This window comes from Pseudomonas sp. UBA1879, assembly GCF_002338065.1.
In the GTDB taxonomy this organism is placed as follows: domain Bacteria; phylum Pseudomonadota; class Gammaproteobacteria; order Pseudomonadales; family Pseudomonadaceae; genus Aquipseudomonas.
Window position 1 is genome coordinate 640,059 of record NZ_DDHJ01000004.1, and the last position, 24,698, is coordinate 664,756.

Here is a 24,698-nt window from a genome sequence, read left to right on the forward strand (position 1 = left end):
AAGCTCACTCCCACAGGTGGAAGTGAGCGAACCCGGACTACTCCTGCTGCGCCAACACCTGCCCATCCATCATTCGCAGGCGCTTGGACATGGCGATGGCAATTGCGCGAATGATCTTGGCCGCGACTTTCGGCGCTTCGTTGAGCATCTTGTCCAGCGAGTCCTTGCCCAGATTCAACAGGGTGCAGGCTGAGGCCGCGACACAACTGGCCGAGCGGCGTTCGCCATCCAGCACGGCCATTTCGCCAAACGCCCGACCGCTGCGCAGGGTCGCGGTCTCCACCGGTTTTCCCTCGCCGTTGCGTTTCTGCACCGACACCGTGCCCGAATGGATGATGCACATGAAGGTGCCCGCGTCGCCTTCACTAAAGATCGCTTCGCCTTTGTCGATGCTGCTGATGCTGAAGTAACCCGCTGCCGCGGAAAAGTCCGCCGGGGTGAGTGCGAGGAACAGACCGCAGTCCATCAGCATCTCGCGGATTTCATTGTTCAGTGAGGATGAAGTCGGCATGGCATGTTCTTGTTCAATGTTGAAAAAATGACCTCTGAAGCGGCGCAGGGCGACTGGCTGCCTCGCGCCGCCCGATCGGCCCGGCGGGGGGCCTCAGGCCAACTGCAAGACCTTGAAGATAAAGCCGTATTCGAGCGCTACGTCACGCAATCCCTGATACCGCCCGCTCATCCCGCCATGCCCGGCGCCCAGTTCGGTCTTGAGCAGCAGCAGGTGATCGTCGGTCTTGGTGTCGCGCAATTTGGCCACCCACTTCGCCGCCTCCCAATACTGCACCCGGCTGTCGTTATACCCGGCAATCACCAGCATCGCCGGGTACGCCTGCGCGCTGACATTTTCGTACGGCGCGTAGCCCTTGATCCGAGCGTAGACCTCGGGTTCCTGGGGGTTGCCCCATTCATCGTATTCGGTCACGGTCAGCGGCAGGTCAGGGTCGAGCATGGTGTTGAGGACGTCGACGAACGGCACCTCGGCAATCGCTGCCTTGAACAACTCAGGGCGTTGATTCACTACCGCGCCGATCAACAGGCCCCCGGCACTGCCGCCGCTGATCACCAGTTTTTCGGCCGAGGTCAGGTTTTCCGCAATCAAATGTTCGGCACAGGCAATGAAATCGCTGAACGTGTTCTGTTTGTGTTCCTGTTTGCCACTTCGGTACCAAGCCTCGCCCAGTTCGCCGCCACCGCGCACATGGGCGATGGCGAAGGCGACGCCACGGTCCAGCACGCTCAAGCGTGCGTGAGAGAACCACGGGTCCAGGCTCTCGCCATAAGCCCCATAACCGTACAGATACAGCGGCACCGGCTGGCCGGCCAATTCGCGTTTGACCACAAGACTGATCGGCACCTGCGTGCCATCGGCGGCGGTCGCCCACAGGCGCTGGCTCACGTAGGCATCGGCGTCGAATACGCCAAGCACCGGCGTTTCCTTGAGGACGATTTGTTCCCCGGTGGCGAGGTCCAGCTGTCGCACCTGTGGCGGACGGTTCAGCGATTGATAGCGCAGACGAATCCTGTCGCTCTCGAATTCAAGGGTGTCTTGCACATAGAGGTTGTAGGCCGCGTCCGGCAATTGCACGCGATAGGGCGACCCACCTTGTGGGTGAACTTCGACGATCGGCAGGCCGCCTTCGCGCAGGCTCAAGGTCAAACCACGGGCGTTGAGGCTGAAACCGTCGAGCATCACGCTGTCGCTGTGGGGGATCAGCGTCTGCCAGTCCTTGCGCTCTGGCACGCCGCTCGCCTGCTCAGGCGCGTGGAAGAGGGCGAAGTTGATGCCGTCCTGGTTGCTGCGAATCAGCCAGCTCCAGGCACCGTCGATCAAACCGTGATCCACCGAATATTCATGACCTTCGCTGCGTGGCGCGATGCACACGAACGGCTGATCCGGCGTGCTGGCGTCCAGCACCCAACTTTCGCTGGTGGTCTTGCTGTCCAGGCCCAGTACCAGTTGGCGCTCGGAGCTGGTGCGGTAGCAATGCAGGAAGAAACGTCCGTCCGGCTCGCTGAACACCAGGTCTGCCGAGTCGTTGCCCAGCGTGTGCCGATACAGCTTGTGCGGGCGGTGGGTGTCGTCCAGTTCGCCGAAGAACAGGGTTTGGCTGTCGTTGGCCCAGGTCATGCTGCCGTCGCACGCTTCGAACGGCAGCGCAATGACATCACCGCTGCTCAGTTCTTTGACGTACAGCTGGTAAACCTCTTCGCCGCTGGTGTCGAGGCTGTAGCCCAGTCGCTGGTGATCCGGACTGATGCTGAAGGCGCCGAGAGAGAAAAAGCCGCCATTGGCCAGCACGTTGGGGTCGAGTAGCAGTTCTTCGGCGGTGTCGTCGACGGCCAGTGAATCGTCGGCCGGGCGCGGGCAGCGGTAGTGGCGGGCGTACTCATCGCCCTCAGTGGTGCGGGTGTAATACAGATACGGGCCCCACGGCGAGGGCAGCGACAAGTCGGTTTCCAGGATGCGACCCTTGATCTCTTGAAAGAGGGTTTCGCGCAGGGCCTGCTGATCGGCCAATTGCTGTTCTTGATAAGCGTTTTCGGCCTTGAGGTAAGCGAGGACTTCATCGGTATCGCGATTTTGAAGCCAAGCGTACGGGTCGGCCCCGTCGGCCTTGCGAGCGACAGGGGCGCGGAAATCTGTGTTGGACGATGACATGCTGGGCTCTCTCAAAGGTGAAACAGACCGCTCCGGCGGGTGCCTGCGAAGGCGTGCGGACCGATAACTGAAGCCGGGTAAGCCAGGCTGTCGAAAAGTCGTTATCATAAGCGCCTCTTTACCTGCCTTACCACGGACGTCATGACCGACAACGACTATCTCATTGCCTGGGGCCTTTACGCATTCGCTGCGTTGGGCTGTCTGTTGGTGTGGTTCAAGCTGACCGGCTGGATGTGGCGCTACCTGCGTGAACCGCTTCGCGTGATCGGTGCGGTCCTGCTGTTCTGCCCGACCATCGTCGACCCGGCCAAGGAAATCTACGCCCCGGCGCTGGCCATCAGCGTTCTGGACCTTGGGCTCAAGGTCGGCAACAACGTCTGGCGGGCGGCGCTCGACCTGTCCACTTACGGCGCGATCGCCTTGGGCCTGTACGTCGTGTTTGCGCTGATCCGCTTGCCCTTCCTGCGCAAGAAAAAAGCCCGTCAGGCCCACGCAGACGCCGCTGCCGCACAGGCGGCTGCCGAGCAGAAGCCGCATGCCGACGATGATGAGCCGTTCGCTACGCAAGGCCCTTCACGTTTCGCCAGCCCTGCGGCGCCTGCCAACGGCGGCAATGTTGGCCGTCATAGGGTCGAACCCAAACTTTAAGCGTGGCGAGTACGCCTGTAGGCGCGCGCTCGCCCGCGATGCAGTTCTCCAGACACCCGTGTGGTGACTGGCACAACGATTCGCGGGCAAGCCGCTCCTGCAAAAATGATGTGTGTCGTTGAGCGCACCGGGATCCGAGCATGTGTGAACTTCTGGGCATGAGTGCCAACGTACCGACCGACATCGTGTTCAGCTTTACCGGGCTGATGCAGCGCGGCGGTCGCACCGGCCCCCACCGCGATGGCTGGGGCATCGGCTTCCATGAAGGGCGCGGCCTGCGTCTGTTTCAGGACCCGGCCGCCAGCAGCGAATCGGAAGTCGCGCAACTGGTGCAGCGTTACCCGATCAAGAGCGAAGTGGTCATCGGTCACATTCGGCAGGCGAATGTCGGCAAGGTCTGCCTGTCCAACACCCATCCCTTCGTGCGCGAGTTGTGGGGGCGCAATTGGTGCTTCGCCCACAACGGCCAACTGGCGGACTTCCACCCGACCGCGACGTTCTACCGACCGGTGGGGGATACCGACAGCGAAGCGGCGTTCTGCGACCTGTTGAACCGGGTGCGCGAGGCGTTCCCCGAGCCGGTCGAGATCGAACAGCTGTTGCCGACATTGGTCGAAGCCTGCAATGAGTATCGCAGCAAAGGCGTGTTCAATGGCTTGCTCAGTGATGGCGATTGGCTGTTTTGCTTCTGTTCGACAAAGCTCGTGCACATCACCCGACGCGCGCCGTTTGGCCCGGCACGGCTCAAGGATGTCGACGTGATCGTCGATTTTCAGGCCGAAACCACCCCCAACGACGTGGTCACGGTGATTGCCACCGAACCGCTGACCGAAAACGAAACCTGGAACCGCTATGCGCCCGGCCACTGGAGCCTGTGGCGGCGTGGCGAATGCGTGGCCGAAGGCCAATCCGACTGAGAGGGACCTATGCTGCGAAGCTATCTGCGACTGGTGTTGTTCACGGCAGGCCTTTTGATCGGGGTGCAGATTCCCGGCTTCATCAGTGACTACAGCAAACGCGTCGAAGCGCATCTGATGGAAGCGCAACAGAGCCTGCGCGGCTACAGCGACACGGCCGCGCGGTTCTTCAATGGCGACGTGCAGGCGCTGATTCAGCATTACCGCAGCAGCGACGACCCAGTGTTCCGCACTGACGCCAACAACATCAGCAACTTGCTGACCCGCAGCCAAGTGCTCGATCGCGAATGGATGGCCCTGCAAGGCCCTTGGTATCAGCGTGCCTGGCACGTGCTGACCGCCGCCGATTCGGATATCCGCGCCGAGACATGGAATGGTTACACCTGGCAGGTGCTGCTGTCGCCGGAAGTCATCGGCTGGGGCCTGTTCTGCGCGCTGCTGTTCTCGTTCGTGATCGAGAGCTTCGTGCTGTTCATCGACTGGCTGTTCGTAGGACGGCATCACGTGCGCAAAGTGAATCGGGATTGGCAGTAACGAGCGCGGCCGCTCTTGTGTAGGCGTGAGCTTGCTCGCGCTGCGGAGTGTCAGCTTGGGCAACAGTGTCTGACACTGCGCATCGCGAGCAAGCTCATTCCTGCAGTTCGGCGCCATTCTAGACACCGGACCGTTCACTTTTTCTTATCCCCTGCCTCTGCTTTTATTCGTTGGACGCATCATCCCCGTCCGTCCAAGAATGCGCCTGCACACGACAGGCGCATTTCAACGCTGCAAAGCGACGCTTCCCACGCGTAGACTCTAGCCTCGTCCCCAACCTTCAACCGCACAGGAGATCACCCCTTGGGCCGCCTGTTATTGAATTGTGATATCGGCGAAAGCTACGGCGCCTGGACCATGGGTCTCGATGCCGAGGTCATGCCGTATATCGATTGCGCCAACATCGCCTGCGGTTTTCATGCCGGGGACCCCAGTGTCATGCGCAAGACCGTGGCCTTGGCCCTGAGCCACCACGTCACGATCGGCGCGCACCCGGCTTATCCGGATCTGGTCGGTTTCGGGCGTCGCTCGATGGCCTGCTCGCCGCAGGAGATTCAAGACTTGCTGCATTACCAGATCGGCGCGCTGGACGGCGTGGCCCGTGGCCAAGGCGGCCGGGTCAGCTACGTTAAACCCCATGGCGCGATGTACAACGACATGATGGCCAACCCGGTACAACTGCGCGCAGTCATCGAAGGCATTGCCCGTTATAACGCCGAACTGCCGCTGATGCTGCTGTCCATGCGCGACAACAGCGCAGCGCAAGCCATTGCCGATGAGTTCGGCGTCACCCTTTGGTTCGAGGCCTTCGCCGACCGCGCCTACGACAGCGCAGGCCGTCTGGTCTCCCGCAACTTGCCGGGGGCTGTGCATCACGATCCTGAGCGGATCATCGATCAGGCCATGACCTTGTCCCGCGGCGACGCGCTGATTGCCAGCGATGGCAGCGAGTTGCTGCTTCACGTCCACACCCTGTGCGTGCATGGCGACAACGCCAGCTCCATCGCGGCGGTGCAACGCATTCGCGAAGCCTTGGACCAGACGTCCGCCTCATGAATCTGCGCATTGAAGTCGTCGCGATCGATTGCCTGATGGTGCGCCTGTTCGATGCCATCGATGAAGCCAACATGCCGTGGATGCTTGCCGCCAGCGTGCGTCTACGCGAAGGTTTCGGCGCGCACTTGATCGATCTGGTGCCGTCGTACACCACGCTGATGGTGCATTACGACCTGATGGCGCTGAGCCCGCAACAGGCCCGCGAGCTTATTGCTCAAGCGCTGACTGGGCTTTCCCCCGATGCCGCCAAGGCCGGGAGACAGCATGTGTTACCCGTGTGGTACGACCTCAGCGTCGGCCCCGAACTGACGCTGCTGTCCCGACGTAGCGGGCTGCCGGTGGACGACGTGATCCAGCGTCACAGTCAACGTGAGTATCAGGTGTTCGCCTTGGGTTTCGCCCCGGGGTTCGCCTTCATGGGGCTGGTCGAAGAAATCCTCGCCGCCCCTCGCATCAACACCCCGCGCAAGCGCGTGGCGGTAGGCAGCGTGGGCATCGCCGAGCGCCAGACAGCGGCTTATCCGCTTGAGTCCCCCGGTGGCTGGAACATTCTCGGTCGCACCCCCGCGAAATTGTTCGACCGCGACATCGACGGCTACAGCCTCATGCAACCCGGCGACACCGTGCGTTTCGCACCGATCGATCACGCCGAATTCATTCGTCTGGGCGGAGACGACACTCCCTTGGAGGCCCTGGCATGAGTCTGCTGACGGTCAAAAACAGCACGCCGCTGTGCCTGCTACAGGACGCGGGGCGCTTCGGCGTCCGCCATCTCGGCGTAACTCAGGGCGGCGCGCTGGACTGGGTATCAATGGCGTGGGCCAACCGCTTGCTGAGCAATGCGCTCGACGCCGCTGTCATCGAAATCACCCTCGGCGGGCTGACCTTGAGCGCCGAATCCGATTGCTGTCTGGCGCTGGCCGGTGCCGATCTGGGCGCCATGCTCGACGATCGCTCTGTCGCCCCGTGGCGCAGCTTTTTCGTCCGTAAGGGCCAGCAATTGCGCTTCACCCAACCGGTGTCCGGCGCCCGCGCCTACCTCGCCGCCCCTGGGGGGTTTGATGCCTTCGACGTGTTGGGCAGTCGCGCGACCGTGGGAAGGGAAGGGCTGGGTGGCCTCGACGGAACAGGCAAAGCATTGCGCGAAGGCGATCAACTGCGCTATTGCGGCCTGTCGTTCGAACTGCACACGTTGCCTGATCATCTGATCCCGAACGTCGACGAAGCACGCCCGCTGGACGTCGTCCTCGGCGCGCAGATCGGCCAGTTCAGCGGCCTGAGCCTGTTCGACGCGTTCAACAGCAACTGGACCCTCGACAGCCGCGCCGACCGCATGGGCCAACGCCTGCTCGGCCCGGAGCTGATCTATCAGGGCAAACCCATGATCTCCGAAGGCATCCCCCTCGGCGCCATTCAGGTTCCACCGGATGGCCAGCCGATCGTGCTGCTTAATGATCGCCAGACCATCGGCGGTTATCCCCGATTGGGCGCATTGACCCCGCTGTCGCTGGCGCGACTGGCGCAAAAGCTGCCGGGGAGTGAAGTGCGAATGAAGGCGGTGGTGCAGGAGGTGGCGTGGCGGGAGCAGGTGGAGGTTGTGCAGCGATTGGCCAAGCGGGTCTGAGTCTGGTGCCGGACATGGATTTGATGGGTGGGAGCCGCCTTTTGTGGTGAAGGCGGTGTGTCAGCTGATCTCAATGTCTTTGGCCTGACGCATTCGCCACCAAGGCGGCTCCCACAGTTGATTGCGTTCAGGAAGCCATGGACCTATTTCGCCAGATACCGCATCCCTTCCTCCAACCCCCGCAGCGTCAGCGGATACATCTGGTCTTCGATCAGATCCCGCACGATATTGGTGGACGTGGTGTAAGCCCAGGCGTCTTTGGGGTAGGGGTTGATCCAGATGATTTTCTTGAACTTGGCCATGAAGCGGTGCATCCAGACGTAACCGGCTTCTTCGTTCCAATGTTCGACGCTGCCGCCCGGTTGGGTGATTTCGTAGGGCGCCATGGCGGCGTCGCCGATGAAGATCACTTTGTAGTCGGCGCCGTATTTGTGCAGCAAATCCTGGGTCGAAGTGCGTTCGGACGTGCGGCGCAGGTTGTTCTTCCACACCGATTCATAAATGAAGTTATGGAAGTAGAAATACTCCATGTGCTTGAACTCGGTCTTGCAGGCCGAGAACAGTTCTTCGCAGATCTTCACGTGGGCGTCCATCGAGCCGCCGATGTCGAACAGGAGTAACAGCTTGATGGTGTTGCGGCGTTCCGGACGCATCTGGATGTTCAGCAGCCCGGCATCGCGGGCGGTGTGGTCGATAGTACCGTCGATATCCAGTTCGTCCGCTGCACCCTGACGCGCGAATTTGCGCAGGCGGCGCAGGGCGACTTTGATGTTGCGTGTGCCAAGTTCGACCTGGTCGTCAAGGTTCTTGTACTCGCGCTGATCCCAGACCTTGGCGGCTTTGCCCTGCCGCTTGCCCGCATCGCCGACACGAATGCCTTCCGGGTTGTAGCCGCCGGAGCCGAACGGGCTGGTGCCACCCGTGCCGATCCACTTGTTGCCACCGGCGTGACGTTCTTTCTGTTCTTCCAGACGCTTCTTGAATGCTTCGATGAGCTTGTCGAGACCGCCCAACGATTGAATCTGGGCGCGCTCTTCATCGGTCAGCGAGCGTTCGAATTCCTTGCGCAACCAGTCTTCAGGAATCAGCGCCTGCAGGTGATCATCGAGCTTTTCCAGCCCGTTGAAATAGGCGCCGAACGCCCGGTCGAACTTGTCGTAGTGGCGCTCGTCCTTGACCAGAATCGCCCGCGACAGGTAGTAAAACTCGTCCATGTCGGCGAACGTCACCCGCTGCTTCAGGGCGTTGATCAGGTCCAGCAGCTCACGCACCGAGACCGGCACCTTGGCTGCGCGCATTTCGTTGAACAGGTTGAGCAACATGACGAGGCCCTCAATAAAACGCTTGGCGATAAGTCGGCGAGCTAAGATCAGGCAAGGCGAAAACAAGCGAAGAAGCGGAGTTTAGGCACCTAAATGAGCATTCCGAGCTTGTTTTCAACGCAGCATGATCGACGCGCAACCACTTAGCGAGCGCGACGGCTCATGAAGGCCAGACGTTCGAGAAGCTGCACATCCTGCTCATTCTTCACCAATGCCCCGGCCAACGGCGGAATGGCTTTGGTCGGATCACGCTCGCGCAAAACCGCTTCGCCGATGTTGTCGGCCATCAGCAACTTGAGCCAGTCCACCAGCTCGGAGGTCGAGGGTTTTTTCTTCAGGCCTGGCACTTTGCGCACGTCGAAAAACACGTCCAGCGCTTCGCTGACCAGGTCCTTTTTGATGTCCGGGTAATGCACGTCGACGATCTGCTGCAGGGTGGTGCGATCAGGGAAGGCGATGTAATGGAAGAAGCAGCGGCGCAGGAAGGCGTCCGGCAGCTCTTTTTCGTTGTTGGAGGTAATGATGATGATCGGGCGTTTCTTGGCCTTGATCGTCTCGTCGATCTCGTAAACGTAGAACTCCATCTTGTCGAGTTCTTGCAAGAGGTCGTTGGGAAATTCGATGTCGGCCTTGTCGATCTCGTCGATCAGCAGAATCACCCGCTCTTCGGCCTCGAAGGCCTCCCAGAGCTTGCCTTTCTTCAGGTAGTTGCGCACGTCGTGGACTTTATCAACGCCCAGTTGCGAGTCGCGCAAACGGCTGACCGCGTCGTACTCGTACAGACCCTGATGGGCCTTGGTAGTCGACTTGATGTGCCAGGTGATCAGCTTCGCACCGAAGGATTCGGCCAGTTGCTCGGCGAGCATGGTCTTGCCGGTGCCAGGCTCGCCCTTGACCAGCAGCGGACGCTCCAGGGTGATCGCCGCATTGACGGCCAGCTTCAGGTCGTCGGTAGCGACATAGGCGCGGGTGCCTTCGAACTTCATCGGAAAATCCTCGAACAAGGCGTGGCAGCATGGGCCCGAACGCCGAAAAGAATGCAGCGACTATAACGCGCCCCCCGCCCGAGTGTGAACGCAGACGCTTTATTCAGTCTCTGAATGGCGGGTCGGGGTTTGACTGAAGGAAAAATTGTAACGCGCATTGATGTATCGCCAAATTGGCTATACATTCCCCGCCATGTCGACCAAACATAGATTCAGAGACAAATACAGGATTCAACTGCGGGAAAAGGACCACCTGCCGCCTCACGTTCACCTGACCGGTGGAGGCTTGGACGTTCTGATTTGCCTGCAGTTGGTTGAACCCATGCGCGGTCATGCCCCGGCCGCCGTGCTCAAGGAAGCGCTGGAATGGGTACGGGCTCACCAGTGTGAATTGATGGAGGAATGGAAACGATGGCATCCATGAAACGACCCCGCCTCAAAGCCGTCGAGGCCCTGGCCAATCGCAGGCTGGCGCTCACGTTTATAAACGATCAACGTTTCGTGCTCGACTTGAGCGCAGACATTCGCAGCCACCCTGGCCTCAAGCCTTTGCAGGACACCACTGTCTTTACGCAGGCACAGATCGGCGATGACGGCTGGACCGTTGAATGGCTCGACCCGGACATTCAACTCGGGGCGGACACGCTCTATCTGGATGCTCAGGCTCAGGCAGCCACTGACGAGAACACCCGGATCTTCATCGGCTGGCGTGCCAGAACAGGTTTGCCCCTGGCGCTGGCGGCTGAAGCCTTGGGGGTCAGCACGCGGAGCATTACCCGGTACAGCAACGGTCGCGAAGCTGCACCGCGAACGTTGGCACTGGCCTGCCTTGGGTGGGACGCTCTGCAGGAGCAAGGGCAACGTGGTTTTCTGGTTGCCGAAAAGCGTGCGGCTTACGGTGTCGAGCGGGACAACGAATCGGAGTGAGCGTAGCCTCACTGCGCCTCACTCTTCCCACTGTCATACCGCGTGTTGAACGCCTGGATGAACGCGTTCTGCAGGATCTGCAGGAATGCCTGGAATGCGCTGACGTCCTGTTTGTGGACGCTGCCGCTCAGTTCGACGCGGGTGGCGAACTGGTTTTTTCGCTGGTTCTTGAGCACGGTTTCGCTGGCGCCGACCATCGCTTCCCACACCGAGCGGAAGAAACCCTTGTTCTTGTTCTCGACGTCCTGCTGCCAGTTGAAGATGTCGACGTCCCGCAGCAGCGGTTTGATATAGCCGCTGAGTTGGCCTTTGTTGGCCTGGGCTTCGATGACGATATCGCCGTTGCCGGCATTGAAGTCGAACTTGCCGTAGGCCGCCGCGAAATCGTTCATGCTTTTGAGTTGCAGGTTGGTCGCCCGCAGCTTGAAGTCGAAGTCTTCGAAATTGCTGAACGGGTCGAACGTGGCGCTGGATTCCAGGGGCGCCTCGCCTTGCAGCAGGGCTTTGCCCTCGAAGCGAGCGTCGCGTTTGCCGGCGGTGTCGACCACGTTGGTGAGGTTATAAATGCTGGCGTTAACCTTGTCGGCCTCGATCTTCACCTTCGGCGTAGAGGTGAAGTTGCTGAAGGTAATTTTGCCGTCGGTGACGCGCACCTCATTGAGGGTGATCGGCAGCAGCTTGTTCAGCTGCGCCTGCCAGTCGGTGCCCGCACCGGTCTGGGACTGTTGCTTGTTAGTGCCGCCGTCGACGAAGTTCAGCTCTGGGCTGAGGAATGCGGCTTCGGCGACCACGGCATGGTCGTACCAGAGGGAATGCCAGCTGACCGCAATGTCAATCACCGGCACCTTGAGCAACGGAACCGGCACCTTGCCGTCCACTTTGACGATGTTCAGGCCATTGATTCTGTACGCCCCGCGCCACAGCGCCAGATCGACATCCGCGACCTCGCCACGATAGTCGCCCATGTCGGCGAGTTTTTGATTGAGGTAGTTGCGCACCACGTAGGGCAACGCGAGGTGTATGACGATCAACAGCACAACGAGGCCCACGACTGTCCACAGTGGCCAGCTATAGCGACGTTTCATGGCTGATGTCTCCGGGTTCGGGATGGGGTGACTGCGTGATGTGTTGACTGCTGGCGATGGCATCCGTTCGCTATGACTGGACGCCAGTTATGCCCAGGCTTAGGCTTTGAGCTTTTCCGCCACCTGCACAAAGGACCCGGTCATGAGCCGTATCTACGCTGACAACGCCCATTCCATCGGCAACACTCCACTGGTGCAGATCAACCGCATCGCGCCGCGCGGGGTCACGATTCTGGCCAAGATCGAAGGGCGTAATCCGGGGTATTCGGTCAAATGCCGGATCGGCGCGAACATGGTCTGGGACGCTGAAAGCAAGGGCAAGCTCAAGCCGGGTATGACCCTGGTCGAGCCTACGTCCGGCAACACCGGCATTGGTCTGGCGTTCGTGGCCGCAGCCCGTGGCTATAAATTGGTACTGACCATGCCGTCGTCCATGAGCATCGAACGACGCAAGGTGCTCAAGGCGCTGGGTGCCGAGCTGCTGCTGACCGAGCCGGCGCAGGGCATGAAAGGCGCCATCGCCAAGGCCGAAGCTTTGGTCGCCAGCGATCCCGAGAAATACTTCATGCCCGCGCAGTTCGAGAACCCGGCCAATCCGGCCATTCACGAAAAGACCACGGGCCCGGAAATCTGGAATGACACCGATGGCGCCATCGACGTGCTGGTGGCGGGCGTGGGCACCGGCGGCACCATCAGCGGCGTGTCCCGCTACATCAAGCACACCATGGGCAAGCCGATCAGATCGGTGGCCGTCGAGCCGCTGATTTCGCCGATCATCACCCAGGCCATGGCGGGGCAGGAGATCACGCCCAGCCCGCACAAGATTCAAGGGATCGGCGCCGGTTTCATTCCGAAGAACCTCGACCTGTCGATCGTCGATCAGGTGGAATTGGTCAGCGACGAGGAAGCCAAAGCCATGGCCCTGCGGCTGATGCAGGAGGAGGGCATTCTCTGCGGCATCTCGTGTGGCGCGGCGATGCAGGCGGCGGTGCGTCTGGCCGAGAAGCCAGAAATGCAGGGCAAGACGATTGTCGTGATCCTGCCGGACTCGGGGGAACGTTACCTGTCGAGCATGCTGTTCAGTGATCTGTTCACGGAGCAGGAATTGACCCAATAAACGCCGTGGCGTGTGCTTCGGCTTTTTACCAGGACGATGAAGGCTTATGATGGCGCCATCCAGACCTGCCGAGACGTGACATACGTCATTCGGCAGGGTCGTTGATTGATTAGAATACCCAGCGATCAGGTTGCGATGTCTGTGGGAGCGTGGCTTGTCTCTGGGCCGCACTCGGACGATCGGCGACGCGATGGTCGTAAATCCGGGGCGCACGGCGTGTCAGGCGCGCAGCGTTGCCAGGGTTTGCTGCCGGTTCCCGGCAGATCGTCCGAGTGCGGCCCAGAGACAAGCCACGCTCCTACAGGTGGCTGTTCGCGACAATGGTTCGACATCTGCCTGTTCCAAGGAGAGCTTCATGACCCTTTCTTTCGCTGCCAAAGCGGCGATTCTGCTGCTGTTTATCGGCAGCACGCTTTACGTGCATTTGCGCGGCAAGGCGCGTTTGCCGGTGTTGCGCCAATTCGTGAACCACTCCGCGTTGTTCGCGCCTTACAACGCCCTGATGTACCTGTTCTCCAGTGTGCCGTCCAAGCCCTACCTTGACCGCAGCAAATTTCCCGAGCTGGACGTGTTGCGCGACAACTGGGAAACCATTCGCGACGAAGCGATGCACCTGTTCGATGAGGGATACATTCGCGCTGCCGCCAAGGATAACGACGCCGGTTTCGGTTCGTTCTTCAAGAAAGGCTGGAAGCGTTTTTACTTGAAGTGGTACGACAAACCGCTGCCCTCGGCCGAGGCGCTGTGCCCGAAAACCGTCGAGCTGGTCAGCCGCATCCCCAACGTCAAAGGCGCGATGTTCGCGCTGTTGCCGGGCGGCAGCCACCTGAACCCGCACCGCGACCCGTTTGCCGGATCCTTGCGTTATCACTTGGGCCTGTCCACGCCGAACTCCGACGATTGCCGGATTTTCGTTGACGGCAAGGTCTATGCCTGGCGCGATGGGGAAGACGTGATGTTCGATGAAACCTATGTGCACTGGGTCAAGAATGAAACCGACGTGACCCGCGTGATCCTGTTCTGCGACATCGAGCGTCCGTTGAGCAACCGCTTCATGACCTCCGTCAACCGCAGCGTCAGCGCTTTTCTTGGCCGCGCTACCGCACCGCAGAACACCGATGACGAACGCGTGGGTGGCATCAACCAGGCGTATGCCTTCAGCAAGCGTTTCAGCAACGCGTTCAGTGGCAAGGTCAAGCAATTCAAGCGCGCCAATCCGAAGGCCTATCGCATCTTGCGTCCGGTGCTCGCAGTGGCCGTGCTGACGCTGTTGGGCTACTGGTTGTTCGGCTGATAACTAAACGTTGCATCCAGCACCGTGCGCTGGTTATATTCAGCGCCGGTGTTGAAACAGTTTGAAACACCGACCTCTTATTCCGATGAAGATCAGCGCCATGCCTGCTTCCCACTCGCCATTCGTGTTCGACACTGCAGCCTTCGCTGCGGGTGAGCCGCGTGGGTGCCAGCAAGCGTTCTACATCACGCGTTACCCCCCACCTTCTCCTGTGACCGGCCCGGTCGCGAGCGTTGTCTCGCCGCCCGCCGTGGTTGCGCTTGGCTGACCGACTGCGTTGACGCCGTCGTCTCACGCCTGCCCATCCTCAACAAAACATCCGTGAATCCGGTCTTTGCGCCGGGTCCGATTTTGTCTGAATCACAGGTGACACCATGTTTACCAATAAAACCCTGGTCTCGATGGCCACGACCACGCTGTTCGTCCTGCTGTGGAGCAGCGGCGCAATCGTGTCCAAATGGGGCCTGACCCACGCTTCGCCCTTTGCCTTTCTGCTGTTCCGCTTTTTGCTGGCGCTGATCGCGCTGGCGATTCTGATTCCCACCCTTGGCTACAAATGGCCTGCCACACGCCAGTCCATGGGCTATGCCCTGGCGACCGGCGCGGTACTGCTCGGTGCCTATCAGATCTGTTACTTGCTGGCGCTGGACATGCACGTCGCTCCCGGTGTCATGGCGACCATCATGGGGGTGCAACCGATCCTCACGGCCGTGCTTGTCGAACGCAGCCGTGCCTGGTCGCGGATGTTCGGTCTGGGGTTGGGGCTGGCCGGGCTGATCCTGGTCGTGTTCCAGGGCATCGGCGACGGCGGCTCGCTGGCGGGCATGCTGTTCGGTGTGCTGGGCATGTTGAGCATGACCTGCGGGTCGATCATGCAGAAGCGCATCACCGCCAACCCCCTCGGCACGCTGCCGGTTCAGTACTTCGCCGGCACGCTCGTGTGCGCGGTGTTCGTGCCGTTTCAGCCGTTTCACTTCGAACACAGTGTGGGTTTCTATGTGCCAGTGCTGTACATGGGGCTGGTGGTCTCTGTGCTGGCGACCTTCCTGCTGTACCGGTTGATCGCCCAGGGCAATCTGGTCAATGTCACCAGCCTCTTTTATCTGGTGCCTGCCGTGACGGCGATCATGGATTACCTCATCTTCGGCAACCGGCTGGCGCTGCTGAGTGTGCTGGGCATGATGCTGATCGTGGTAGGGCTGATCTTTGTGTTCAGAAAGGTGAAGTAACGCGTTTTAGCGGCGTACGCTGAGGGCTTGTGTGGAGACGCTATGTTGGCTGGCAAACCGCCTTTGTCCGATCACGGTCCGCACCAAGCCGGCTCTCACAAGGTCGTGCATAGGTCATAGAATCTGTGACCGACGTTGCACTGTGGGAGCCGGCTTGCTGGCGAAAGCGGCATATCAGTCAATTGAGGGGTGAATGACACGACGCCTTCGTCCAACCACGGCCTGCACCAAGCCGCCTCCCGCAGATTCAGCGGTGCATTGCCGCCGTTGAGTGTCAGTCACAACACAAACCGCGTCACCAGCCCGTTCAAATCCACTGCCAGCCGCGACAGTTCCTGGCTGGCGGCGGAGGTCTGGGTGGCGCCGGCTGCCGTTTGTGTCGACAAGTCGCGAATGTTCACCAGGCTACGGTCCACCTCACGTGCCACCAGCGATTGCTGTTCCGCAGCACTGGCGATGACCAGGTTGCGCTGGTTGATTTGCGAGATCGCGGCCGTGATTTTTTCCAACGCCAGGCCTGCGCCGCTGGCCCGTTGCAGCGTCTGCTCGGCCCGGCTGGCGCTGTTCTGCATGGCGTCGACGGTTTTCTGAGTGCCAGTCTGAATGCTGCTGATCATCTGCTCGATTTCCTGAGTGGAGTCCTGGGTGCGCTGCGCCAGCGACCGAACTTCGTCGGCCACCACCGCGAAACCGCGTCCCGCTTCACCCGCCCGTGCCGCTTCGATGGCCGCGTTGAGCGCCAGCAGGTTGGTCTGTCCGGCGATGCCGCGAATCACTTCCAGCACTTTGCTGATGTCTTGAGCCTGCACCGCCAACCCCTGCGCCTCTGTCGACGCGTTCATGACATCTCCCACCAGCCCCTGAATGGATTCGATGGTGTCGGCGACCTGACGATGGCCATGCCGGGTGTCTTCGTCAGAAGCCTTCGAGGCCTCGGAAGTCGATACGGCATTGTTCGCCACTTCATCGACCGCTGCGCTCATCTGGGTGACGGCCGTGGCCGCAAGCTCGATCTCGTCGTTCTGCGACTGCAGGCTGCGGGTGCTTTGGTCCATGACCGAACTCATTTCTTCTGCGGCCGACGCCAGTTGCTGGGAGGAGTCACTGATGCCGCGAATGGTCGAGCGAAGATTCTGTTGCATGACGGCAAGGGCCTGGAGCAACTGCGCAGGTTCGTCCTTGCCGACCGGGGTGAGGGTGGTTGTGAGTTTGCCTGCTGCAATGATTTGCGCGACCTCGAGCGCCTGGCCGATGGGTTTCACGATACTGCGGGTCAGAGCCACTGCCAGCGCCAGCGTCAGAAACAACGAGGCGACGATGATCGCGATCACGATCATCTGGGTGCGCTCATACAAGCGCGCGGCCTGCCTGGCGGCATGTTCCGCGCCCTGTTGGCTGTAGCCGATCAGCGCGCGCAAGTGGCCGTCCAGCTTGCCGCCTTCAGGGGCCAATTCCTCGCTCAGCACTTTGTACGCCTGGCCCTGCTGCTGCGCATCGATGTTCGCGATCACTTGGTCGAGAATCTTCAAGTAACGCTCAACGGAGCCTTCGATCTGGCTGACCAGCTGGCGTTCTTCTGGCGCAGAGACCTCGCTTTTATAGGCGCTCAGTTGCTTGAGCAACCGGTCGCGGTTGTCGTCAATGGCGCGCTTGGTGTTGCGCTGCACGTTCGCCTCGGGAATGGCGATCAGGCGCAGAGCCTCCATTCGAAGGGTGGTCACGCGGTCGGCCATTGTGTGGGTGTCTTCGATGTGCGGCATCCAGGTCTGTTCGATCACCTCGGCGCTGGCACGCAGCACCGACATTTGGCCCAGAGAAAATAATCCAACGGCTGCCAACAACAGGCCGACCAACCCGAAACCCAGGCTTGCTCTGCGGCCAATACGCATGTTTCTGATCACTATGTTTCGCTCCTCGGTACGACAAGTCGGGGTGCACCCAACGCCTTTTTATCTCTGAGGCGTCTTGGTAGGGATGGTTTCGATATCAAACTGATATCACGCACGGATCTTGACTGTCGTGGATGAAAACCGTTCCGAAGGGCAACCGAATACGCGTTCGGGCGCCGCCTGCGAACGATGACCAGATATTTCAAACGAGCAGGCGACGCTGCCCTGTGGCGAAGGGGCGCGTTGTAACGATGCGCAGTAAAGGCGTGACGTCAGCTCAAGCTCACATGCCGGCTCAACAGCGCGCGCAACGCCGCTGGCTTCACTGGCTTGGCCAGATAATCCAGCCCCGCCGCGTGCACCTGCGCTATCAGCTCCGGGCGGCCATCGGCGCTGATCAGCACGCCGGGCACCGGTTCGCCCAATTGGGTGCGCAGCCAGGCCATGAGTTCGGTGCCGGTTTCGCCGTGGTCCAAGTGGTAATCCACCAAGGCCAAATGCGGACGAATGCCCTCGTCGAGCAGGGTTTGGCATTCCTCGCGATTGCGTGCGGTCCACACCTGGCAACCCCAACGACTGAGCAGGCTGTTCATGCCGATCAGAATGCTGTCCTCGTTGTCGACGCACAGCACCTGTGTGCCGTTGAGCGCAACACGTTGGGGTTCAAGGGCCACCGGCAGCGCCGGGGTTTGCGTGCGCGCCCGTGTCACCGTGACGCTGAACACACTGCCCTTGCCCGGCCACGAGCGCACTTCGAGGGTATGGCCGAGCACCCGGCACAAGCCGTCGGCAATCGCCAGGCCCAGCCCCAGGCCTTTCTCAGCGCGGGTCTGATGGCTGTCGAGACGTTTGAATTCCTCGAAAATCACTTGGCGTTTGTCTTCGGGAATGCCCGGTCCGCGGTCCCACACCTCCAGGCTCACGTTCGCGCCCTTGCGCCGCACGCCCAGCACAATCGGGCCCTTGGCGTATCGAAAGGCGTTGGTCAGGAAGTTCTGCAACACCCGGCGTAGCAGCTTCACGTCACTGGCCACGCGCAGCTGACTGCCTCTCACGCGGAAGCTCAGCCCCTGTTCCTGCGCCAGCGCCTTGAATTCCGCGCCAAGGGTGTCGAACAGGTTGTTGAGGGGGAAGGGGGCAATGGTCGGCGTGAATTTGCCGTTTTCCAGACGGGAAATGTCCAGCAGGTCGCTGATCAGGTCTTCGGCGGAACGCAGCGAGCTGTCCAGGTGCTGAATCAGCTTCTGCGCCTCATCGGGGATGCTGTCCTCGACATGCAGCAGTGCGGCGGAGAACAGACGGGCGGCGTTCATTGGCTGCATCAGGTCATGGCTGACGGCGGCGAGAAAACGGGTCTTGGACTGGTTGGCCGCTTCGGCGTGGGCCTTGGCTTCAGTCAGAGCGACATTGAGCTGCGACAGCTCGCGCGTGCGCTCGGCCACGCGCTGCTCAAGGCTTTCGTTGACGCCCTTGAGCGCCTGCTCGGCCTCGCGGAACGCGGTGATGTCGGTGAAGCTCATGACGAATCCGCCGCCGGGCATCGGGTTCCCGATCAGCTCGATCACCCGACCGTTGGGAAACAATCGCTCGGACGTGTGGGCGCGGCCCTGACGCATCCAGTGCAAACGGCGGGCGACGTGAACCTCGGCCTCGCCCGGCCCGAGCAAGCCGCGTTCGGCGTTGTAGCGGATGATGTCGGCGATGGGCCGGCCGACGCTGATCAGGCCTTCCGGGTAATTGAACAGCTCAAGGTAACGGTCGTTCCAGGCCACCAGCTTCAGCGATTGGTCAACCACGCTGATACCTTGGGTGATGTTCTCGATGGCGCCTTGCAGCAAGGCGCGGTTGAACTGCAACACCTCGGACGCTTCGTCGGCGATGCGCACCACGTCTTCGAGCTGCATGTCGCGGCCTTCGATGGCGGCCTTGACCACAGCGCGGGTCGACGAGGTGCCGAGCACGCCCGCCAGCAGCCGCTCGGTGTGGGCGATCCATTCGCCGTTGGCATTCTGGTTCGGGTTGAAACCCTTGCCTTGTCGATAGGCGAAGCGGATGAAGCTTTGCCGGGCCCGTTCTTCGCCGACGAAACGCGCCGACAGCTTGAGCAGGTCTTCGATCTGCACCGCCAGCAGCGAGCGATTATTGGGCCGCGCCTGCAATTCCTGCCCGATGAAACGCCCGGCCTGCCAGTGTTCCGAGACCCGCGTGCGCGACAGCAGCGACACCCAGACGAACAGCGCAAAGTTGCCCGCCATCGACAGCAGCACGCCTTGGGTCAGCGGGCTGATAGGGAGGTTGAACGGGTTGCTGTGCAGCCAGGCCAGCAGCGGGAAACTGCTCAACGCCCAGCCCATGCTGTGGGCGGTAAGTGGCAGTACCAGGGTGTAGAACCAGATGAACACGCCGGCCGCCAGCCCCGCGAACACGCCGCGACGGTTGGCGGGTTTCCAGTACAGCGCGCCGATCATCGCCGGGGTCAATTGGGTGATTGCTGCGAAGGCGATCTGGCCGATGGTCGCCAGACTTGCGGTCGAGCCCAGCAGGCGATAGCTGACGTAGGCCAGCAGCAAAATCACCACAATGCTGACCCGGCGCACCGACAGCATCCAGTAGCGGAACACCTCGAACGGCCGCTCGGCGGTTTTGCGGCGCAACAGCCACGGCAGCAGCATGTCGTTGGAGACCATGGTCGACAGCGCGACACTGGCCACGATGACCATGCCGGTGGCCGCCGACGCGCCGCCAATGAATGCCAGCATCGCCAGGGCCGGGTGCGCATGGGCCAGCGGTACGCTGATCACGAAGGAATCCGGCAGTACCGAGCTCGGCAGCAGCATCTGTCCCGCCAACGCGATCGGCACTACGAACAGCCCGGCCAGCAGCAGGTAAACCGGGAACACCCACTTCGCCAGACGCAAATCCTGAGGGTCGATGTTTTCGACCACGGTCACGTGAAACTGCCGAGGCAGACAGACGATCGCCATCATCGCCACGCCGGTCTGCACCACCATCGACGGCCAGTTCACCGTCTCCTTCCAATACTCTTCGAGACGCGGCGCGAGCATCGCCTGATTGAACAGGTCGTCCACGCCGTCATACAGGCCGAAGGTCACGAACACGCCAACCGCCATGAACGCGAACAGTTTGACCAGCGACTCGAAAGCAATCGCCAGCACCATGCCGCGGTGGTGTTCGGTAGCGTCCAGGTTGCGCGTGCCGAACACGATGGTGAACAGCGCCAGCACCAGTGACACAATCAGCGCGGTGTCCTGCGCCCGAGTGCCTGCGGCGTCGGCCCCCGCGCCGATCAGGATATTCACCCCCAGCACGATGCCTTTGAGTTGCAGCGCGATGTAGGGCAAGACGCCAATCAGGCAGATCAACGCGACGACGATCGCCAGCGACTGGGATTTCCCGTAGCGCGCGGCGATGAAGTCGGCGATTGAAGTGATGTTTTCCTGCTTGCTGATGAGCACCATTTTTTGCAGCACCCACGGTGCCAGCACCAGCATCACGATGGGGCCAAGGTAGATCGGCAGGAACGACCACAGTTGCTCGGCCGCCTGACCCACGGCGCCGAAAAACGTCCAGCTGGTGCAGTAGACCGCCAGCGACAGGCTATACACCCACGCACGCAAGCGCGGCGGCAAGGCACCGCTGCGACGATCGCCATAAAAGGCGATGGCGAACATGATGGCCATATAGGCCAAGGCAACGGCGGCGATCAGTCCGCTGGACAGCGACATGGGAACTCCAGATTCAAGCAGAGACGATTTCGGCTGCGATCCTTCGCATGCCACACAGTCTCGCACGGCGGCTGGCGTTCGTCTGTTTCGACCATGGTCGGAGCGGGCGCTTGACTATCCAAGGTTGCCGCTGACTCTGGCCACCGTGATGACCTGTAGGAGTGAGCTTGCTCGCGATGGCGTGATACCTGTCAACCTATGCTGATTGGCGGATCGCCATCGCGAGCGAGCTCACTCCTACAGGTCGGTGGTGAGCGCGGGCATTTCCCATATCTGCAACATCTATGACCTATAGCGAAATTACCCGTTTAGTCGATATCAGCTGACGCCCTAACATGGAGACCACCTCACCCGAGGACAGGAGCCATGCCATGAGCCACACCTTTATCTCCGTCCCGCGCAAACCGTTCAGCCAACTGAGCCACCCGCGGGAAGTCATTCGCCAATTCACCCCCAACTGGTTCGCCGTGACCATGGGCACGGGCATTCTGTCTGCGGTGCTCACCCAACTGCCGGTTCACACTGCCGGCCTGCAAGCGCTCGCCGAAGCCTTGTGGATGCTGAACATCTTGCTGTTCCTGACGTTCAGCATTCTCTACCTCGCGCGTTGGCTGATGTTTTTCGACGAAGCGCGGCGGGTGTTCGGGCATTCCACGGTGTCGATGTTCTTCGGCACGATTCCCATGGGCCTGGCAACAGTCATCAATGGCCTGCTGACCTTTGGCCCGGCGTGGCGGGGAACCGCAATCCTGCCCCTTGCCGAAGCGCTCTGGTGGCTGGACGTGGCGATGTCTGTGGGCTGCGGCGTGTTGATCCCGTTCATGATGTTCACCCGCCAGCAGCACAGCATCGACCAGATGACCGCGGTCTGGCTGTTGCCCGTGGTCGCTGCGGAAGTGGCTGCGGCCAGTGGTGGGCTGCTGGCCCCGCATCTGACGGACGCGCACAGCCAGTTCAGCGTGCTGATCACCAGCTACGTGCTGTGGGCGCTGTCGGTCCCCGTTGCCTTCAGCATTCTGACGATCCTTCTGCTGCGCATGGCGTTGCATAAGTTGCCTCACGAAAGCATGGCTGCATCGAGTTGGCTGGCGTTGGGACCCGTCAGCACAGGCGCGTTCGGATTGATGGTACTGGGCGCCGATTCGCCGGTGATCTTCGCCGCGAACGCATTGCCCGGCGTGGGTGAGATCGCAGCGGGACTGGGGTTGATCGCAGGGATCATGCTGTGGGGCGTCGGTGTGTGGTGGCTGTTGATGGCCGTGCTGATCACGACGCGTTATCTGCGCAACGGCATCCCGTTCAACCTGGGCTGGTGGGGCTTCACGTTTCCGTTGGGGGTGTTTGCGTTGACCACGCTGAAATTAGGCGCTGTGTTGAATCTAGGCTTTTTCTCGGTCTTGGGCAGCCTGCTGGTCGCGGGTCTGGCGGCGCTGTGGCTGGTGATCATGATGCGCACCGTGGCAGGGGCCTACAAAGGAGCGCTGTTCGTTTCGCCATGTATCGCAGGACTGAAGCCCTGATCGCATTTTCCGGCTGACATTGTTCCACGCTGTGGAAGTCGGCTTGCTGGCGAAAGCAGGGTGTCAGACACCTCTGTGGTAAATGACACGCCGCTTTCGCCAGCAAGCCGGCTTCTACGGGGTCTGTACGCTCTCGCCTATCGACAATCCGTCCTTCAACGTCTTCAATGTGGCTCGGATCGGCTTTCCAGCGTTCCAACCCTAAAGCCGATAGTGGCGCCATCAAGGACCTTGGCCGATGAGTCAGTCGCAGTTCAGTTTGTTGGGCAAACGGCGTTTCCTGCCGTTTTTCGTGACCCAGTCCCTCGGGGCGTTCAACGACAACATCTTCAAGCAGTCGCTCATCCTCGCCATCCTTTATAAGCTGACCATCGACGGCGACCGCTCGATCTACGTCAACCTCTGCGCGCTGTTGTTCATCCTGCCTTTCTTCCTGTTCTCGGCGCTCGCCGGGCAGTTTGGCGAAAAATACCCGAAAGACAAACTCATCCGCATGATCAAGGTGCTGGAGATCGCCATCATGCTGGTCGGCGCTGCGGGCTTCCTGTTGAATCACCTGTCGCTGATGCTTGCCGCGCTGTTCGCCATGGGCACTCACTCGGCGCTGTTCGGCCCGGTCAAATACTCGATCCTGCCGCAGCACCTGCACGAAAACGAGCTGGTCGGCGGCAACGGCCTCGTGGAAATGGGCACCTTTCTGGCGATTCTGGCAGGCACCATCGGCGCCGGGATCATGATGTCGGCCACGCATTACGCGCCCATCGTCTCAACGGCAATGGTGCTGGTGGCCTGCCTTGGGTATCTGGCCAGTCGCGGCATCCCTCCGGCAGCGGCCGCCAGCCCCGAGATGCGCCTGAACTGGAACATTTTCAGCGAATCCTGGACCACACTGAAGCTCGGTCTGAACCAGACCAAAGCGGTGTCCCGCTCCATCGTCGGCAACTCGTGGTTCTGGTTCGTCGGGGCGATCTACCTGACGCAGATTCCTGCCTACGCCAAGCAATTTCTCTACGGTGATGAAACCGTCGTCACCCTGATCCTCACGGTGTTTTCGATCGGCATCGCTGCCGGTTCGATGCTCTGCGAGCGGCTGTCGGGGCGCAAAGTCGAAATCGGCCTGGTGCCTTTCGGTTCCGCCGGTCTGACCGTGTTCGGCCTGCTGCTGTGGTGGCATTCAGGCGACTTCCCGCAAAACGTTCAGGCCAACGACTGGCTGGCGATTCTTGGTTATGGGCAAGCGTGGTGGGTGCTGTTGGACATCCTCGGGATCGGCGTTTTTGGCGGCTTCTACATCGTCCCGCTGTACGCATTGATTCAGTCGCGCACCCCGGAAAAAGAACGCTCGCGGGTCATCGCCTCGAACAACATCCTCAATGCGCTCTTCATGGTGATCTCGGCGATTGTCTCGATCATTTTCCTCAGTGTGGTCAAGCTGTCGATCCCGCAGCTGTTCCTTGTGGTCTCGCTGATGAACGTCGCGGTCAACACCTACATTTTCAAGATCGTCCCGGAGTTCACCATGCGCTTCATGATCTGGCTGCTGAGCCATTCCATGTACCGCGTGGAACACCGCGACCTCGACCGCATCCCTGACGAAGGCGCGGCCTTGCTGGTCTGCAACCACGTGTCGTTCGTCGATGCGCTACTGATCGCGGGCTCGGTGCGTCGGCCGATTCGCTTTGTCATGTACTACAAAATCTTCAACATCCCGGTGCTGAACTTCATCTTCCGCACGGCGGGCGCGATTCCGATTGCGGGGCGTGGCGAAGACCTGCTGATCTACGACGCCGCCTTCAAGCGCATCGCCGAGTATCTGAAGGACGGTGAACTGGTGTGCATCTTCCCCGAAGGCAAACTGACCACCACCGGGGAAATCGACGAGTTCAAAGGCGGCATGACCCGCGTCCTTCAAGAGACCGATGTGCCAGTGATCCCCCTGGCACTGCAAGGTCTGTGGGGCAGTTTCTTCAGCCGCGACCCGAACAAAGGCGTGTTCCGCCGGTTGTGGTCGCGCGTGACCCTGGTCGCAGGGCCTGCGCTCGCAGGGGAGGAATCGCAACCGGCATTGGTGCGCGAGCGGGTGATGGCATTGCGCGGAACGGCGCAGTAACCGGCTCCAAGGGGGGGCGGCAGCGTGGTCGA

General features: G+C 60.9%; 21 protein-coding genes. 14 read left to right on the forward strand and 7 right to left on the reverse strand.

Annotated elements, in window-relative coordinates:
- Positions 1–37: 37 nt before the first annotated feature.
- The gene (locus B3N48_RS06130; RefSeq protein ID WP_296180744.1) at positions 38–511 is read right to left on the reverse strand and encodes a cyclic nucleotide-binding domain-containing protein; all 474 of its coding nucleotides are present in this window, start codon (positions 509–511) and stop codon (positions 38–40) included.
- Positions 512–604: 93 nt separating this feature from the next.
- Complete coding sequence (locus tag B3N48_RS06135; protein ID WP_296180745.1) at positions 605–2,662, reverse strand: S9 family peptidase; 2,058 nt, start codon at positions 2,660–2,662, stop codon at positions 605–607.
- Between the two features lie 141 nt (positions 2,663–2,803).
- On the opposite strand from B3N48_RS06135, the gene B3N48_RS06140 reads away from it, so the two are divergent.
- The 6 genes from B3N48_RS06140 to B3N48_RS06165 all read left to right on the forward strand — a co-directional run bounded on the left by B3N48_RS06140 (position 2,804) and on the right by B3N48_RS06165 (position 7,441).
- Positions 2,804–3,310 carry an MFS transporter gene (locus B3N48_RS06140; protein WP_296180746.1) on the forward strand — a complete coding sequence of 169 codons (507 nt, stop codon included), beginning with the start codon at positions 2,804–2,806 and terminating at the stop codon, positions 3,308–3,310.
- 140 nt (positions 3,311–3,450) lie between these two features.
- Entirely contained in the window at positions 3,451–4,227 is a 777-nt protein-coding gene (locus B3N48_RS06145) for a class II glutamine amidotransferase (RefSeq protein ID WP_296180747.1), read from the forward strand.
- A gap of 9 nt (positions 4,228–4,236) precedes the next feature.
- The gene (locus tag B3N48_RS06150) at positions 4,237–4,761 is read left to right on the forward strand and encodes a DUF2937 family protein (RefSeq protein WP_296180749.1); all 525 of its coding nucleotides are present in this window, start codon (positions 4,237–4,239) and stop codon (positions 4,759–4,761) included.
- Between the two features lie 303 nt (positions 4,762–5,064).
- On the forward strand, positions 5,065–5,817 hold the full coding sequence (locus B3N48_RS06155) for a 5-oxoprolinase subunit PxpA (RefSeq protein WP_296180752.1): 753 nt from the start codon (positions 5,065–5,067) through the stop codon (positions 5,815–5,817).
- Positions 5,814–6,518: a 5-oxoprolinase subunit B family protein gene (locus B3N48_RS06160; protein WP_296180754.1), complete on the forward strand. Its 705-nt coding sequence runs from the start codon at positions 5,814–5,816 to the stop codon at positions 6,516–6,518. The genes B3N48_RS06155 and B3N48_RS06160 overlap by 4 nt, the downstream gene beginning before the upstream one ends.
- A complete protein-coding gene (locus tag B3N48_RS06165) occupies positions 6,515–7,441 on the forward strand; it encodes a biotin-dependent carboxyltransferase family protein (RefSeq protein WP_296180757.1) in 927 nt (308 codons plus the stop codon). The genes B3N48_RS06160 and B3N48_RS06165 overlap by 4 nt, the downstream gene beginning before the upstream one ends.
- A 143-nt stretch (positions 7,442–7,584) precedes the next feature.
- Here B3N48_RS06165 and B3N48_RS06170 read toward each other — a convergent pair whose 3' ends face one another.
- Both B3N48_RS06170 and B3N48_RS06175 read right to left on the reverse strand, forming a co-directional pair.
- Positions 7,585–8,763 carry a vWA domain-containing protein gene (locus B3N48_RS06170; RefSeq protein WP_296180760.1) on the reverse strand — a complete coding sequence of 393 codons (1,179 nt, stop codon included), beginning with the start codon at positions 8,761–8,763 and terminating at the stop codon, positions 7,585–7,587.
- A gap of 143 nt (positions 8,764–8,906) precedes the next feature.
- Positions 8,907–9,749, reverse strand: a complete 843-nt coding sequence (locus B3N48_RS06175) for an AAA family ATPase (protein WP_296180763.1) — start codon at positions 9,747–9,749, stop codon at positions 8,907–8,909.
- Between the two features lie 193 nt (positions 9,750–9,942).
- On the opposite strand from B3N48_RS06175, the gene B3N48_RS06180 reads away from it, so the two are divergent.
- Both B3N48_RS06180 and B3N48_RS06185 read left to right on the forward strand, forming a co-directional pair.
- Positions 9,943–10,173, forward strand: coding sequence for a DUF4160 domain-containing protein (locus B3N48_RS06180; RefSeq protein ID WP_296181629.1), 231 nt, complete (start codon positions 9,943–9,945; stop codon positions 10,171–10,173).
- On the forward strand, positions 10,170–10,676 hold the full coding sequence (locus tag B3N48_RS06185) for a DUF2442 domain-containing protein (RefSeq protein WP_296180766.1): 507 nt from the start codon (positions 10,170–10,172) through the stop codon (positions 10,674–10,676). Before B3N48_RS06180 ends, B3N48_RS06185 begins: the two co-directional genes overlap by 4 nt.
- Positions 10,677–10,684: 8 nt before the next feature.
- Here B3N48_RS06185 and B3N48_RS06190 read toward each other — a convergent pair whose 3' ends face one another.
- Positions 10,685–11,761, reverse strand: coding sequence for a DUF748 domain-containing protein (locus B3N48_RS06190; protein WP_296180768.1), 1,077 nt, complete (start codon positions 11,759–11,761; stop codon positions 10,685–10,687).
- Between the two features lie 142 nt (positions 11,762–11,903).
- Here B3N48_RS06190 and cysK point away from each other — a divergent pair, with 142 nt between their 5' ends.
- From cysK to B3N48_RS06210, 4 genes are all read left to right on the forward strand, one after another.
- Positions 11,904–12,878 (forward strand): cysteine synthase A, encoded by a 975-nt coding sequence (gene cysK / locus B3N48_RS06195; protein ID WP_296180769.1) that lies wholly within the window; start codon positions 11,904–11,906, stop codon positions 12,876–12,878.
- A 355-nt stretch (positions 12,879–13,233) separates the two neighbouring features.
- Positions 13,234–14,172 carry an aspartyl/asparaginyl beta-hydroxylase domain-containing protein gene (locus B3N48_RS06200; protein WP_296180771.1) on the forward strand — a complete coding sequence of 313 codons (939 nt, stop codon included), beginning with the start codon at positions 13,234–13,236 and terminating at the stop codon, positions 14,170–14,172.
- A 100-nt stretch (positions 14,173–14,272) separates the two neighbouring features.
- Positions 14,273–14,440, forward strand: a complete 168-nt coding sequence (locus B3N48_RS06205; RefSeq protein WP_296180773.1) for a hypothetical protein — start codon at positions 14,273–14,275, stop codon at positions 14,438–14,440.
- Between the two features lie 106 nt (positions 14,441–14,546).
- Positions 14,547–15,401 (forward strand): DMT family transporter, encoded by an 855-nt coding sequence (locus B3N48_RS06210; RefSeq protein ID WP_296180775.1) that lies wholly within the window; start codon positions 14,547–14,549, stop codon positions 15,399–15,401.
- A 278-nt stretch (positions 15,402–15,679) separates the two neighbouring features.
- Here B3N48_RS06210 and B3N48_RS06215 read toward each other — a convergent pair whose 3' ends face one another.
- Positions 15,680–17,290 carry a methyl-accepting chemotaxis protein gene (locus tag B3N48_RS06215; RefSeq protein WP_414704208.1) on the reverse strand — a complete coding sequence of 537 codons (1,611 nt, stop codon included), beginning with the start codon at positions 17,288–17,290 and terminating at the stop codon, positions 15,680–15,682.
- Positions 17,291–17,562: 272 nt separating this feature from the next.
- Positions 17,563–21,036 carry a hybrid sensor histidine kinase/response regulator gene (locus tag B3N48_RS06220; RefSeq protein WP_296180778.1) on the reverse strand — a complete coding sequence of 1,158 codons (3,474 nt, stop codon included), beginning with the start codon at positions 21,034–21,036 and terminating at the stop codon, positions 17,563–17,565.
- Positions 21,037–21,407: 371 nt separating this feature from the next.
- Between B3N48_RS06220 and B3N48_RS06225 the strand changes: the two genes are divergently transcribed.
- Both B3N48_RS06225 and B3N48_RS06230 read left to right on the forward strand, forming a co-directional pair.
- Positions 21,408–22,556: a TDT family transporter gene (locus B3N48_RS06225; protein ID WP_296180780.1), complete on the forward strand. Its 1,149-nt coding sequence runs from the start codon at positions 21,408–21,410 to the stop codon at positions 22,554–22,556.
- A gap of 238 nt (positions 22,557–22,794) precedes the next feature.
- Positions 22,795–24,666 (forward strand): MFS transporter, encoded by a 1,872-nt coding sequence (locus B3N48_RS06230; protein WP_296180782.1) that lies wholly within the window; start codon positions 22,795–22,797, stop codon positions 24,664–24,666.
- Positions 24,667–24,698: the final 32 nt, after the last annotated feature.

What these genes read in the sequence shown, in the direction of transcription:
- B3N48_RS06130 (WP_296180744.1), bottom strand. Translation starts at nt 511, where the DNA reads ATGCCGACTTCATCCTCACTGAACAATGAAATCCGCGAGATGCTGATG.
- B3N48_RS06135 (WP_296180745.1), bottom strand. Translation starts at nt 2,662, where the DNA reads ATGTCATCGTCCAACACAGATTTCCGCGCCCCTGTCGCTCGCAAGGCC.
- B3N48_RS06140 (WP_296180746.1), top strand. Translation starts at nt 2,804, where the DNA reads ATGACCGACAACGACTATCTCATTGCCTGGGGCCTTTACGCATTCGCT.
- B3N48_RS06145 (WP_296180747.1), top strand. Translation starts at nt 3,451, where the DNA reads ATGTGTGAACTTCTGGGCATGAGTGCCAACGTACCGACCGACATCGTG.
- B3N48_RS06150 (WP_296180749.1), top strand. Translation starts at nt 4,237, where the DNA reads ATGCTGCGAAGCTATCTGCGACTGGTGTTGTTCACGGCAGGCCTTTTG.
- B3N48_RS06160 (WP_296180754.1), top strand. Translation starts at nt 5,814, where the DNA reads ATGAATCTGCGCATTGAAGTCGTCGCGATCGATTGCCTGATGGTGCGC.
- B3N48_RS06165 (WP_296180757.1), top strand. Translation starts at nt 6,515, where the DNA reads ATGAGTCTGCTGACGGTCAAAAACAGCACGCCGCTGTGCCTGCTACAG.
- B3N48_RS06170 (WP_296180760.1), bottom strand. Translation starts at nt 8,763, where the DNA reads ATGTTGCTCAACCTGTTCAACGAAATGCGCGCAGCCAAGGTGCCGGTC.
- B3N48_RS06175 (WP_296180763.1), bottom strand. Translation starts at nt 9,749, where the DNA reads ATGAAGTTCGAAGGCACCCGCGCCTATGTCGCTACCGACGACCTGAAG.
- B3N48_RS06180 (WP_296181629.1), top strand. Translation starts at nt 9,943, where the DNA reads ATGTCGACCAAACATAGATTCAGAGACAAATACAGGATTCAACTGCGG.
- B3N48_RS06185 (WP_296180766.1), top strand. Translation starts at nt 10,170, where the DNA reads ATGAAACGACCCCGCCTCAAAGCCGTCGAGGCCCTGGCCAATCGCAGG.
- B3N48_RS06190 (WP_296180768.1), bottom strand. Translation starts at nt 11,761, where the DNA reads ATGAAACGTCGCTATAGCTGGCCACTGTGGACAGTCGTGGGCCTCGTT.
- cysK (WP_296180769.1), top strand. Translation starts at nt 11,904, where the DNA reads ATGAGCCGTATCTACGCTGACAACGCCCATTCCATCGGCAACACTCCA.
- B3N48_RS06200 (WP_296180771.1), top strand. Translation starts at nt 13,234, where the DNA reads ATGACCCTTTCTTTCGCTGCCAAAGCGGCGATTCTGCTGCTGTTTATC.
- B3N48_RS06205 (WP_296180773.1), top strand. Translation starts at nt 14,273, where the DNA reads ATGCCTGCTTCCCACTCGCCATTCGTGTTCGACACTGCAGCCTTCGCT.
- B3N48_RS06210 (WP_296180775.1), top strand. Translation starts at nt 14,547, where the DNA reads ATGTTTACCAATAAAACCCTGGTCTCGATGGCCACGACCACGCTGTTC.
- B3N48_RS06215 (WP_414704208.1), bottom strand. Translation starts at nt 17,290, where the DNA reads ATGCGTATTGGCCGCAGAGCAAGCCTGGGTTTCGGGTTGGTCGGCCTG.
- B3N48_RS06220 (WP_296180778.1), bottom strand. Translation starts at nt 21,036, where the DNA reads ATGTCGCTGTCCAGCGGACTGATCGCCGCCGTTGCCTTGGCCTATATG.
- B3N48_RS06225 (WP_296180780.1), top strand. Translation starts at nt 21,408, where the DNA reads ATGAGCCACACCTTTATCTCCGTCCCGCGCAAACCGTTCAGCCAACTG.
- B3N48_RS06230 (WP_296180782.1), top strand. Translation starts at nt 22,795, where the DNA reads ATGAGTCAGTCGCAGTTCAGTTTGTTGGGCAAACGGCGTTTCCTGCCG.